At 66.1% G+C, this 11940-nt stretch carries 15 protein-coding genes; 6 read left to right on the forward strand and 9 right to left on the reverse strand.

Features of this window, described 5'->3' with window-relative positions; all coding sequences use genetic code 11:
* Positions 1-53: 53 nt before the first annotated feature.
* The 3 genes from ACRDTL_RS20120 to ACRDTL_RS20130 are packed head-to-tail and all read right to left on the reverse strand — an operon-like array spanning position 54 to position 2420.
* Positions 54-710 (reverse strand): DedA family protein, encoded by a 657-nt coding sequence (locus ACRDTL_RS20120; protein ID WP_431508457.1) that lies wholly within the window; start codon positions 708-710, stop codon positions 54-56.
* A gap of 39 nt (positions 711-749) precedes the next feature.
* Positions 750-1577 carry an SGNH/GDSL hydrolase family protein gene (locus ACRDTL_RS20125; RefSeq protein ID WP_431508458.1) on the reverse strand — a complete coding sequence of 276 codons (828 nt, stop codon included), beginning with the start codon at positions 1575-1577 and terminating at the stop codon, positions 750-752.
* Positions 1578-1607: 30 nt separating this feature from the next.
* Positions 1608-2420, reverse strand: a complete 813-nt coding sequence (locus tag ACRDTL_RS20130) for an HAD family hydrolase (RefSeq protein ID WP_431508459.1) — start codon at positions 2418-2420, stop codon at positions 1608-1610.
* A 43-nt stretch (positions 2421-2463) separates the two neighbouring features.
* Between ACRDTL_RS20130 and ACRDTL_RS20135 the strand changes: the two genes are divergently transcribed.
* Positions 2464-3252: an IclR family transcriptional regulator gene (locus ACRDTL_RS20135; RefSeq protein WP_431508460.1), complete on the forward strand. Its 789-nt coding sequence runs from the start codon at positions 2464-2466 to the stop codon at positions 3250-3252.
* On the opposite strand, the gene ACRDTL_RS20140 is transcribed toward ACRDTL_RS20135, so the two are convergent.
* Genes ACRDTL_RS20140 through ACRDTL_RS20160 form a run of 5 tightly spaced genes read right to left on the reverse strand, consistent with a single transcriptional unit; the run spans position 3240 to position 6814 of the window.
* The gene (locus ACRDTL_RS20140; protein WP_431508461.1) at positions 3240-3965 is read right to left on the reverse strand and encodes a class II aldolase/adducin family protein; all 726 of its coding nucleotides are present in this window, start codon (positions 3963-3965) and stop codon (positions 3240-3242) included. The genes ACRDTL_RS20135 and ACRDTL_RS20140 overlap by 13 nt on opposite strands.
* On the reverse strand, positions 3962-4756 hold the full coding sequence (hcaB, locus tag ACRDTL_RS20145) for a 3-(cis-5,6-dihydroxycyclohexa-1,3-dien-1-yl)propanoate dehydrogenase (RefSeq protein WP_431508462.1): 795 nt from the start codon (positions 4754-4756) through the stop codon (positions 3962-3964). The genes ACRDTL_RS20140 and hcaB overlap by 4 nt, the downstream gene beginning before the upstream one ends.
* A complete protein-coding gene (locus tag ACRDTL_RS20150) occupies positions 4753-4956 on the reverse strand; it encodes a dihydrodiol dehydrogenase (protein ID WP_431508463.1) in 204 nt (67 codons plus the stop codon). The genes hcaB and ACRDTL_RS20150 overlap by 4 nt, the downstream gene beginning before the upstream one ends.
* Positions 4953-5501 (reverse strand): 3-phenylpropionate/cinnamic acid dioxygenase subunit beta, encoded by a 549-nt coding sequence (locus ACRDTL_RS20155; RefSeq protein WP_431508464.1) that lies wholly within the window; start codon positions 5499-5501, stop codon positions 4953-4955. Before ACRDTL_RS20155 ends, ACRDTL_RS20150 begins: the two co-directional genes overlap by 4 nt.
* Entirely contained in the window at positions 5498-6814 is a 1317-nt protein-coding gene (locus ACRDTL_RS20160; RefSeq protein ID WP_431508471.1) for a Rieske 2Fe-2S domain-containing protein, read from the reverse strand. The genes ACRDTL_RS20155 and ACRDTL_RS20160 overlap by 4 nt, the downstream gene beginning before the upstream one ends.
* 280 nt (positions 6815-7094) lie before the next feature.
* Here ACRDTL_RS20160 and pcaH point away from each other — a divergent pair, with 280 nt between their 5' ends.
* The 5 genes from pcaH to pcaC are packed head-to-tail and all read left to right on the forward strand — an operon-like array spanning position 7095 to position 10786.
* On the forward strand, positions 7095-7838 hold the full coding sequence (gene pcaH / locus ACRDTL_RS20165) for a protocatechuate 3,4-dioxygenase subunit beta (protein WP_431508465.1): 744 nt from the start codon (positions 7095-7097) through the stop codon (positions 7836-7838).
* Positions 7831-8397 carry a protocatechuate 3,4-dioxygenase subunit alpha gene (gene pcaG, locus ACRDTL_RS20170; protein ID WP_431508466.1) on the forward strand — a complete coding sequence of 189 codons (567 nt, stop codon included), beginning with the start codon at positions 7831-7833 and terminating at the stop codon, positions 8395-8397. The genes pcaH and pcaG overlap by 8 nt, the downstream gene beginning before the upstream one ends.
* The gene (locus tag ACRDTL_RS20175; protein ID WP_431508467.1) at positions 8394-9623 is read left to right on the forward strand and encodes a lyase family protein; all 1230 of its coding nucleotides are present in this window, start codon (positions 8394-8396) and stop codon (positions 9621-9623) included. Before pcaG ends, ACRDTL_RS20175 begins: the two co-directional genes overlap by 4 nt.
* Positions 9620-10399: an alpha/beta fold hydrolase gene (locus ACRDTL_RS20180; RefSeq protein WP_431508468.1), complete on the forward strand. Its 780-nt coding sequence runs from the start codon at positions 9620-9622 to the stop codon at positions 10397-10399. Before ACRDTL_RS20175 ends, ACRDTL_RS20180 begins: the two co-directional genes overlap by 4 nt.
* 6 nt (positions 10400-10405) lie before the next feature.
* Positions 10406-10786, forward strand: coding sequence for a 4-carboxymuconolactone decarboxylase (gene pcaC / locus ACRDTL_RS20185; RefSeq protein ID WP_431508469.1), 381 nt, complete (start codon positions 10406-10408; stop codon positions 10784-10786).
* A 28-nt stretch (positions 10787-10814) separates the two neighbouring features.
* Here the strand turns inward: pcaC and ACRDTL_RS20190 are convergent, their stop codons facing one another.
* Positions 10815-11705, reverse strand: coding sequence for a universal stress protein (locus tag ACRDTL_RS20190; protein ID WP_431508470.1), 891 nt, complete (start codon positions 11703-11705; stop codon positions 10815-10817).
* Positions 11706-11940: the final 235 nt, after the last annotated feature.

An 11940-nucleotide genomic window follows, 5' to 3' on the forward strand; every position in this document is an offset into this window, starting at 1 on the left:
TGGCAAATCCGTCAACGAGCTTTTGCTGCAGGTGTTCGACCAGGTCCAGCGGCTCAGCCGGTAGTGCTGCCGGACTCCCGATAGTGCTGGGCCTCGAACTCGGCGATCATCCGGGAAGTGCGTTTACGGAGCAATACCGCGGCGGTGATTCCGCCCACGACGGCGACCACCAAAGCGATCCAGGAGAAGCGTTCAAGCCAACGCTCGGCCGCCATGCCGGCGTAGTAGATCAAAGCTGTCGTCCCGCCCGCCCAACAAATGGCGCCCGAGACATTGGCCGACAGGAATCGGGCGTACCGCATCTTCAGCGCCCCGGCCAGCGGTCCGGCGAAAATGCGCAGCAGCGCGATGAATCGGCCGAAGAACACCGCGTGGGATCCCCACCGTAGGAAAATCCGCTCGGCAAGCACAACGTGTCCGGGACCGAAGTGCTTTGGGAACCGCTGGCCCAGCCAGTCGAACAGCGGCATGCCCAGACGGCGGCCGATGGTGTAGCCGATCGAGTCGCCCACCACGGCGCCGATCACCCCGGCAGCGCCGACTCCCAACGGGCTGACCGCCAACTCGTGCCGGGAAGACAACAGCGCGGCGGTGACCAACACAATCTCACCGGGGAGCGGGATCCCAAGGCTCTCAACCCCGACCACCACGCCGACGATGAGGTACACCGCCAGCGGTGGGATCGAGTGCAACAGGACGTCTACGCTCATCCGCGCCACTCTCCCCCGCAAGCTGGTGGTGCCCCCATCTCATGGCTCATGCGACAAGGATGCCCGACCGGGTCCATTGGTGGCGACCCGGTGCACCGCGACGCTTTTCAGGTGCGCACGTTTGGCTTCTCGCCCGTCGCCCGACGATCGCCCGCGCAGGTGTCGCACGATCCACGGGAGAAGCAGGTTCTGCGTCCACCGCAACTGGGCGCGAGCCCGCGCCGCCGGCGAGAGTTGCGTAACGGCGCCACTCGACCGTGCCCAATCATGGTTGCTCGACGGCAAATTGAGTGCTTCCGCGGCTGCAGCCGCGAACAGAATGTGCCCCTTGGTTGATGCGTGTATCCGGTCGAGGCTCCAGGTATCCAGGTCTTGCATGGCGGGTGCGGTGTAGAGGTCGACGAGTCCGAACCCGTGCCGTTCGGCGCCGGTGCGGATCGTGTCGTTGATGCGAGTGACCCGCCGTGCGAGCAGGCGGCCGACCGGCACGAGTTTGGCGACGTCGGGAAAAGTCGTTGTCACCACGGTCGCCCCCGAGTCGGCGAGCCGCAGGTACAGCTCTTCGAGGTCGATCAACGCCTGGTCGAACGAGCGCCCCGGCCGGGTGACATCGTTCATTCCCACGCACACGGTGATCAGGTCCGGTCGCATCGACAATGCTCGGGGCAGCTGTTCCTGCACGATGTCACGGATCCGTCTGCCGCGGACGGCGAGGTTGGCGTACTGCAGCCCCGGATACAGTGCGTCGAGCCGGGCGGCCAGGCGGTCGGCGAACCCCATGAGCCCTTCGGCGTCGTCGCCGTCCCACAGTCCCTCGGTCTGGCTGTCGCCGATCGCGACGTAACGGCGGTAGGCGATCTGCGGCATCGCCTTGTCGCTGATTTCGACGGTGATGCTTTAAGCCTCCGGCAGAATGAAGCGTTCGACCGCCTTGGCGAAACCGTCGTCGTCGTTGCCGTCGGTCACCTCGGCAGCCGCCGTTTTGACCTTCTCGTCGGCGTTTCCCATGGCGATGGTCAGGCGCGAGTGTTCGAACATCATGATGTCGTTGGGCATGTCACCGATCGTCGCGATCTGATCGGGCCGCAGTTCGTAGCGCGCCGCCAGGTATTTGGCGACCGACCCCTTGTTCGCCTCGGGGTGGGTGACGTCGAGGTAATACGGCTGCGACGGCGACGCGGCGACGTGGTTCCCGAACCGGTCTTGGACCGCTTTGGTTGCGGCCTTGATGGCGTCGTGGTCGTCGCTTACTCCGACGATCTTGGCGACCGACTCGGTGTGATCGGTCACGTCCTTCATGACCTTCGGCTTGAATTGAACGGTTCGTGACTCCCGGTCCACGTGCGGGCCGTCCGGGTCCGGGACATACCAGTCGGCGCCCTGGTAAATCCACACGTCCAGGTCGAAGGAGCTGATCACCTCGGCGATGGGTGCGACGAGATCGGCCGGAAGGGTTTTCTGCTCGATGACCGTCATGTCCCGTTGCACGAAGATGCCGCCATTGAACCCCGCGAGCGGTGTTTGCAGGTCCAGCGGATCGATCAGCATCGCCATCCCCTTGGGCGGCCGGCCACTGGTGACGGCGAACAGCACCTCGGCGTCGTGAAGCTTGCGCACCGCGTCCACCGCCGCATCGGTGAGTTGCTTCTGTTGATCCACCAACGTGCCGTCGACATCCGCGAGCAGCATACGGATTCGGTCAGTACCCATGTATACCGATAGTAGCGACCGCCACGCAGGTAACGTTTCTGCTATGCAGAGAAGCCGGCGGGCGGCCACCGACCCGGTGGCGCCCCATTACCCGATCGAATCGGTCGATAAGGCGCTGAAGCTGCTGCTGCTGTTGGGGGAGCAGCCCGAAATCCGGCTGAGTGAAGCGACCCGGTACCTGGGTGTTGCGTCGTCGACCGCACACCGGCTGCTGGCGATGTTGGCCTACCGCGGTTTCGTGCGGCAGGACCCGGCCTCGAAGGCCTACCTGCCGGGTCCGGCGCTGACCGGGGTGGCGTTTGCGGTCTTCGGTCGCCTGAATATCGCCAGAACCGCCACGCCGATCATGCGAACGCTGAGCGAACGCCTGCGCGAGAGCGTTCATGTCGGAATGCTCGACGGCGCCGCTGTTCGCTTCATCGCCGCGGTCGAGGGCCCGACCGCGGTGCGGGTGGCGTCTCGGCTGGGCTACACCATGCCGGCGCACTGCACCTCGACCGGCAAGGCGATGCTGGCCCAGTTGCCGCAACCGGAATTGCGCCAGCTTTTGCCCGACGAGGCGCTGGAGCGCATCACCGATCGGTCGATCGGCACCCGCAGCGCGTTGGAAGCCGAGCTGTCCCGCATTCGTGAACAGGGCTATGCGGTCAACCGCGAAGAGAGCGAGGAAGGCGTCGCTTCGGTGGCAGTGCCGATACCAGCCCGGGCGCCCGGACTGCGGCTGGCGCTCAACGCCGCGGCGCCGCAGCACCGGCTCGCCAAGTCGCAATATGCTTCGGTGGCCGCCGCACTTCTGGAGGCGGCCAAGGAAATTGGCGATCAGTTGGGTTGACAGCGGGCCACCTCGTGCCGCCACGCTGCCTCGACCGTGAAACCGCGCCCCAAGTCGGGGAGTTCGTCCCAATCCCGGTCGTCGATCTCGCGCAGCGTGCCACCCGCCGAACGGACCCGCAGCGCCATCCGGGCCAGCGCGTCGAGGCTGATCGCCTGCAGTACCGCCTGTTGCACGCTGGACGCGGCGCTGGTGATCCCATGGCCACGGCAGATCACCACCGGCAGGCCGCGCATCGCGGCCACCATCTCCTTGCCCAACCGGGCGTTTCGGATCAGCACCGCGCGTTCGTAGACCGGTACCCCGGCGCGGGCGAGCCATGCACCGGGAATGTCGTAGGCGCCGTAGATCGGTCGGATCGTGATGCCGGCCAGATCGGCGGCGACGACGGCGGGCGGATGCAGATGTGCGACCGCCCGGTGTCGCGGGTCGGCCAGCAGTGTTTCGACGTGGATCGGCAGTTCGTTGGGCACCCGGTAGCCATCGAGTTCGCCCGCGGCGCCGGGGCTGCCGTCCAACCGGATCAGCCGGATGTCGTCCGGCCGGGTGAACGCCACGCCGGTGTCGGTGTCGCTGCGGCACCGGATGAGCAGGAGTTCGTCGTCGACGCGGAAGCTCAGGTGCCCGAGCATGCCGTCGGCCAGCCCCCGCGCTGCGGCCACCCGGCACGCCAACGCGACCAGGGCGCGCAGCTCATCGAGCTGATCGCTCACTTGCCCACTCCCAGCCCGAATCCACCGTCGGAGTGCGCGGTTTCGCCGGTGATCCCACGGGAGCGGTCCGAGGCGAAGAACACGAAACTCCACGCATGGTCTGCGCCGGACAGCGCGACGTTCAGCGGTGTGCGCGCCGCGAGATCACCCGCCCGTCCGGGTGTGTCGTCGAGGCGAACGTCGCCGAGCCCGAGGCTGGCCGGCCCGCGCAGGTCGGTGCTCAGCGTGCCGCCGGGCGCCACGCCGTTGACCCGGATCCGCGGCGCCAGTTCATGGGCGAGCGTGCTGACCAGACCGCGCACCGCGAACTTCGACGCCACGTACAGCACACCGCCGCGTCCGGGATAGAACGACGACGCGGATTCGGCCAGCACGATGGACGATCCGGTTTCGGCTTGCAGCGCCGGCACGGCCGCTTTGACCGACTGCAGATGGCTGAGCACGTTGGTCCGAAACATCTCGTCGAACGCGGCGGGCAGGTCGTCGGCGGCGACATCGAGGATGCCCTTGTAGAAGTCGAAGATTCCCACACAGTTGACCAGGGTGTCGAGGCCACCGAACGCCTCGACTGCGGCCGCGACGGCCAGCTCGTTGGCGTCGCGGGTGACCGCATCGCCTTCGACCACCGGAACATTCGGGCAGTTCATCCGCAACGCGGCGCATTTGCGGTGATCACGTTCCAGCACCGCAACTTTCGCCCCCTCAGCGCAGAAGGCATCCACGACAGCCCGGCCGATGCCGGATCCGGCGCCGACCACCAGCGCCCGCTTGCCCTCCAGCCAGCCGGTCACGGTCGTGGTCCCATGTTGCCGACCATCGCCGCCAGCGTGTCGGGGGTTTGCCAGGTCAGTGCCTCCACCTCGAGTGCATCCAGGCTGATCGACCGTCCGGATTTGGGGGCGGTGATCAGCAGCCGCGACCCATTGCGGGTATCGACGCGGCGCACCTGTACCTCGGTGAATTCATTTGCAACGGTTATAGTTTCGTTCACAAGAACACCGCCAGGTTCTGCATGCGCAACACTGACTCGTCGACCATGATCGTTCGGCGCGCGAGTTTCAATTGGTCACCTTCGCGACGCAACACGTCGTGGCGCCCGCAGGAAAGCAGCGCAGCCTCGTTGACGTCGCCGCGGCTGCGGAACAGCAGCTCAGCGGATTCGACGTGTAGATGGGCGTCGTCGGCTCCTGCGAACGTACGCACATTGCTGATGTGATGACGCAGCCGCGACGGCGGGTCCTCGGTCCAGGCATGCTCGGTGCGGAACCGGGCGACCCGTCGGCTCAGCGAGTACCTGTCTTCGTCGAAGTGCGCCATCCCCGGCGACGTGTCGAATCCGGCACCCAGCGCGGTGGTGACTCGCACCGGCATGAGGTAGTGGACGTCGTCGGTAAGGGTGTCCAGCCACGCCTGGTAATCCTGCGTGTCGAGCAGATAGGCTTCGTCGACCAGGAACTGATGTGCTTGCAGGTGCCGAGTATCGCTGAACGGCAGAGGGTTTCCCACTGCCCCGGCGAGCTCGTCGGTGCGGGTCATGCCGACGCCGCCGTCGGAGCCGGGATTTCGAGGCAATTGGCCCACCGTTTGAGTAACTCGCGCTGGTTGTGCTCGTTGTAGCCGACTTGGGCGCGTCCCGGCCCGTGAAACGCCGTGGCCGGCAACGCGTCGATGACGGGACGGTCGTCGGCGAGCAGACCCATCCGGCTGTTGAGTAGCAGCCGGCGCGCCATCGAACCGCCCGCGGTAGTGGTCAACGACACCCAGTTCTCCACGTCGTCCTGTTCGAACATGCCCGTCGATCCGAAACACATCAGATATGCCTTATAGGACTTCTTCTTGTACTCCGGCGGCGCCGCGGAGTCCACCGCGAACCATGAGCACACCTCGGTTTCGTTCTCGCTGATCGGTTGCCAGAGCCGGATGGAGATAAAAGGCACCACCTCTTCGCTATTTTCACCGTCCGCCACCTTGGGCCAGTTGTGCACGAAGCTCAGGTTGGGGAAGCAGGTGGCGGCAGAGATCATGAACCCATCCTCGCCGATTACTTGTTGTTGTTGTGGTGACCAGACATCTTTGACGCGGTCGATCATCTCGTCGGGGTAGCCGACATAGCGCATCCGTTCGTCGAAGCCGCCCGGCGGAAGTTTGTAGGTGGTTCCACCCCCCGGACCGGCCCAGTAGGTGGCCCCGTCCTTACGTTTTTGGGCCCTGGGCTCACGGAACAGCCCGATTTCGACGATCGACGTATGGGTCTGCGGGGTGTGGTACATGTCCCCGGCGAAGTTCTCTGCGCCGATCTTCCAGTTCGCGCTGATCCGCCAGCGCTGTGGCCCGCGCACCTCCACGCCATGTCGGCTCTGTTTGGTGTAGTAGTCCAGATAAAACCGGAAGTCGCCCAGGACGTCGTCCAGCGGCTCGGCATTCGGGTCCATGCTGATGAAGATCAGGCCGTTGTAGCTCGCGAGATTGGGTGCAGGCAGCAGAGTTTGGCCACTTTTGGCGAATCCGTCGTCGCCGCCGTAGGCGTCCCGGTGGAACGGAAGGCCGGTGAGCCGCCCGTCGTTACGGTACGTCCAGCCGTGGTACGGGCAGCGGAAGTTGGAGGCGTTGCCCATCTCGGCGCGGCACACCTGCATTCCGCGGTGCAGGCACATATTGAACATCGCGTGGATTTTGCCGTCGGAATCACGGGCGATGATGAACGAATCGCTCAGCACCCGCCGTACCACGTAGTCGCCGTTCTGCGGAATCTCCGATTCGTGGGCGACGAACAGCCAGGTGCGGCTGAACAGCCGCTCCTTTTCCAGCTCGAAGATCTCTTTGCTGTTGTAGATGTGCGCGGGAATCATCCCGCGTCGAACGTTGTCGAAGACGAGGCGTTGGTCGGTCACGCGTCCTCCTATCTGAGGTACAGGGGCTCGCTGTCTGCTGTGCAGAGAGACATTCCGTCACCTAGAATGCCGCAGGCCGGTGGAAGCGTCAATGGCAACTCGGCCGCCAGTGGCGGTCAGGCATGCCAATGACGCTGAAACATCTTCTGGGGCGCGGGCGCTCGCAACCTTGGATCGGCGCCCGCGCCTCGGTGGAATGGCCGAGGCGGCGCCGGGGAATCGGGTACCGTCTGGTCGCATGACGGCGGCCCCGGAGCGCCTTGCTTCGCAAGCTGAGATCTCGGCCGAGATCGCGAGCATCGCAGCCGGCTACCGCGGCGGACACGAGTCGCAGCCAAGGCTCGACTATCCGCCGTACCGCAGCAGCGCGCTGCGCCATCCGCGTTCCGCCCTGGTGCGCGTCGACCCGGAGGCCATCGAGCGCACGGCGCCATGCTTCGGTGAGCGAGACGTCGACCCCCTTGACGCCGACCTCACCGTCGGCCATCCGGGCGAGCCGATCGGGGAGCGCATCGTCGTGACCGGGCGGTTGCTCGACACCGCGGGCCGGCCGGTACCCGGCCAGCTCGTCGAGATCTGGCAAGCCAACGCCGCCGGCCGCTACAACCACCACCGCGACCAGCACCCGGCGCCGATCGACCCCAACTTCACCGGCGTGGGACGTTGCCTGACCGAGCCCGATGGGACATACCGCTTTGTGACCATCAAGCCGGGCCCGTACCCGTGGCGCAATCACCAAAATGCCTGGCGGCCGGCCCACATTCACTTTTCGGTGTTCGGAAGCGCATTCACCCAGCGCCTCGTCACCCAGATGTACTTCCCGGGTGACCCACTGTTCGCACTCGACCCCATCTACCAATCCATCGTCGACCCCGTTGCGCGCCAACGCCTTCTCGCCACCTACGACCACGACCTCACTCAGCCCGAGTATGCGACCGGCTACCGCTGGGACATCGTGCTGGCCAGCAGTAATTATGCATGAATTACGCTGTACCCCCGCGCAAACCGTCGGGCCGTTCTTCCACTGCGCGCTGCCGTATCTCGATGACAGCCGGCTGGTCACCGACGCACACGGCGGTGCTGTCCGGTTGTACGGGACCGTGTACGATGGCGCCGGCGGCGGAGTCCCGGACGCGCTGGTCGAACTTTGGCAACCGGGCCCGGATGGCGGGATCGTCCAGCAGACGGGTTCGCTGCGGCGCGACGGTGCTGCGTTCAGCGGGTGGGGCAGATGCGCGACCGACGCCACCGGCCACTATGGCTTCACCACCCTGAGACCCGGACCGCCGGGGGCCGAGCGGGCCCCGTTTTTCGCGATCACCGTCTTTGCCCGAGGACTATTGGACCGCTTGTTCACTCGTGCCTACCTGCCCGATGGAAACCTGGCTGCCGAACCGCTGTTGTCGACGCTCGATGTCGCGCAGCGAAGCACGTTGGTGTGTGTCACCGAGACCGGGGCGTCTGCGGGGTACCGGTTCGACATCCACCTGCAGGGCGAGCGCGAGACGGTTTTCCTCGCGTACTACGGTGATCGGGAATGACCAATCTGCTGTGGCCGGGCGACCAGCGCGCCGGCGACCTGATGACCGACCAGGCCTTGTTGGAGTCGATGGTCGCCGTGGAATCAGCCTGGCTGAACGCGCTCGCCGGCGCCGGCCTGGCGCCGGCCGATGCGGCGGGCGCGGACTTGCGGCGCCTGACCGAACCGCGGGACAGCGACATGCTTGCACTCGCTGCGGAGGATGGCGGCAACCCGGTCATCGGGTTGGTTGCGCTGCTGCGTGAGCGCGCCGATCCGTCAGTCGGCCGATGGATTCACCGCGGACTGACCAGCCAGGACGTTCTCGACACGGCGCTCATGCTGAGCACCCGAGAGGTCATCGACAACCTGGAAAGCCAGCTGGCCGAGCAAATCTCGGCGCTTTCTGCTCTGGCGGCAAAGCACCGGAATACGCCGATGGTGGCCCGCACGTTGACCCAGCATGCGGTGCCCACCACGTTCGGGGCCAAAGCGGCGACGTGGCTGAACGGAGTCGTCGATGCCGCTTGGCAACTTAGCGCGTTGAAGAGTCCGGCACAGATCGGCGGTGCGGGCGGAACACTGGCCGCCACAACCGAATTGGCCACACTGTGTAAAAACCACGATAATCCCGCACAGGTTTCGATACAGCTGGCGGAAGCCACCGCGGCCACTTTGGGTTTGGACATCCGAGTGCCCTGGCACACCACGCGGGCCCCGCTGACAACGGCCGCCGACGCGCTCGTCGGGTGCACGGACGCCTGGGGCCACATCGCGTCGGACGTCGTAACCCTGGCAAGGCCCGAGATCGCCGAACTGAGCGAGCCCGCCGCAGGCAACCGTGGCGGGTCGTCGAGCATGCCGCACAAACGTAACCCGGTATTTTCCATCTTGATTCGGCGCGCCGCGATAGCCGCGCCCGCGCTGGCCGCGACGCTGCACACCGCCGCCGCACTGACCCACGACGAACGCCCTTCCGGCGCTTGGCATGCCGAATGGGACACCCTACGCACACTGGCCCGCCGCGCTGTTGTCGCCGGCTCGCAGTGCAGCGAACTGCTCGCCGGGCTGGCGGTGCACCCCGAACAGATGGCGGCTAACCTCAATGCCGCCGATGTACTTGGCGAACAACGCGCCGTCGCTGAGCTTGCCGAAACGACGCCGTCGTCAACCTATTTCGGCGCTATCGATGCGTTGATCGACGCGAGCCTTGATCGCGCGCACTGTATTCTCGAGGATGACCGGTGAGCGTCCCCGCGATCCGCGCATCCCACCTGGGCGGATCCCCAAACCTGCCGCCGCTGATCGTCGGTCCGTCACTGGGCACATCGGTCAACTCGTTATGGTCCGTTGCGGCACAACGTCTGGCGCACAGTTTTCACGTCGTCGGCTGGGACCTGCCGGGGCACGGAGCCAGTCCGCCGCCGCGCGGCGCCTTCACCGTCGCGGATCTGGCCACTGCGGTCGTCAGGCTGGTGGATGGCGCCGTGGGCGGAAGGCCGTTCGTCTATGCCGGTGTATCGGTCGGCGGGGCGGTCGGGCTGCAGTTGCTGCTCGCGGATTCGGAGCGGATCACGGCCGCGGCGTTGATCTGCACCGCGGCGCGGATCGGCGACCCGGATGACTGGCGGTCGCGAGCGCAAATCGTCAGGGCAGCGGGCACCGGGGAAGTGGTCGCCGGCTCGGTCCGGCGGTGGTTTGCCCCAGGGTTTTTCGAGCGCGACCCGGCGTCCGCGCGGGCGCTGCTGGATGCGTTACGCGGGGTGGACGACGACGGCTATGCCCGCACCTGTGAGGCGTTGGCCTCCTTCGACACCCGCGGCCGGCTCGGGGAGATCGATACCCCGATCGTCGCGGTTGCCGGAGCGGACGATACCGCAACCCCGCCCGAGTCGGTGCGGTTCATCGCCAGCAACGTTCGCCGTGGCCGATTCGTCCAGGTGGCCAATGCCGCACATCTGGCACCCGCCGAGCAGCCGGGCCGCATCGCCGCAGTGCTTGCGACGTTGGGGAAGTGGAGATGAGATGAGATGAGCAGTAGCCGATATGACCGCGGCGTGGCTGTGCGGTGCGAGGTGCTCGGTGAGACCTATGTCGATCATGCGGACGCCCTAGTCAGCGACTTCACCCGCGACTTTCAGGATTTCATCACCGAATATGCCTGGGGCACAATCTGGACGCGGCCCGGACTGGACCGTCGCAGCCGATCGATGATCACGTTGACCGCGTTGGTCGCCCGCGGCCACCACGTGGAACTCGCGGCGCACATTCGGGCCGCGCTGCGCAACGGGTTGTCTCGCGACGAGATCAAAGAAGTGTTGTTGCAGACTGCGATCTACTGCGGCGTGCCGGCTGCCAACAGCGCCTTCCGGATCGCTCAGACCGTGTTCGACGAGCTCGACGGAGTGTAGGCAGGTTCACCCTCGGCGAGCCGCTGGATCACCCGCTGCGCGCCACGATCACCGGCACCTGCGCCAACTGAGCAACTGTTTCGCCGACCGAACCCACCAGCATGCCGGCGAACCCGCCGCGGCCGCGGCTGCCGACCACCACCAACTGGGACTCCTCGGAGCGTTCGACGAGTTGGCGCGCCGGCTGATCGCAGCGGACGATGCGGTGTACCTGCACGTCGGGATACTGTTCCTGCCAGCCCGCGAGGCGCTCGGCAAGCACCTGCTCGGCCATTGGTTGCGTTGCCGGCCAATCGATTCCGGGCCACTCGGATACATGGAGATCGCTCCATGCGTGCAGGGCGATCAGGTCCACGTTGCGGCGCGACGCCTCGTCGAATGCGATCGCCGTCGCCAGCTCGGATGCCTGCGAACCGTCGATTCCGACCAGTACCGGCGCCTGGGCCGAATCCGGCATCTCGGGGTCTTCGTCGTGGACGATGGCAACCGGGCAATGAGCGTGCCGGAGCAGCCCGGAACTAACCGAACCGAGAAGCCGGCCGGGCCACTTACGGCTTCCGCGGGCGCCCGCGACGATCAGGTCCGCGTCTTTGGAAAGGTCGACCAGGGTGGGAACGGCTGCCGACGGCAGCAGTTCGGTGTGCACCTCGGCGGGGCCTGCCGATCGAGAAGCCTGCTCAACGAGCTTGAGTGCGTCATCGAGCAGTCGGTGACCGTGGTCCTGCTGCCACCGGGCCAGGCCGGGGGGTAACCCTTGCACATCCACCCACGTCGCGACCTCCGGCGAGACGGCATGCACGAGCGTCAGTGAGATGTTTCGCAACTCCGCTTCGCGAGTCGCCCACTGCACCGCGACCTTAGCGGCCGTCGAGTCGTCGATGGCGGCGACAATTCCCGCCCGCCCGTTGCGCGATGACATGGCCGCTCCTCCAGACCGTCGAATTGCCACGGCATTTCGGCCGCTGTGCACGACGCTAACGAAGACCGACGTGTGATGTCAGGGGGCGTTCGTCACCATCACGATGGTCCTAAGCCTCGATCCACCGATGAGCTGAGGTCCGGCTGTAGTGGTCGGTTGTGATGGTACGTGTCGGTGTGTGGGCATAAAGTATCTGCTGGTCTGCCCAGCTTTTCCTGTGCGCTCCGGTCGGGCC

The organism is Mycobacterium sp. (assembly GCF_050700595.1).
Taxonomy (GTDB): Bacteria; Actinomycetota; Actinomycetes; order Mycobacteriales; family Mycobacteriaceae; genus Mycobacterium.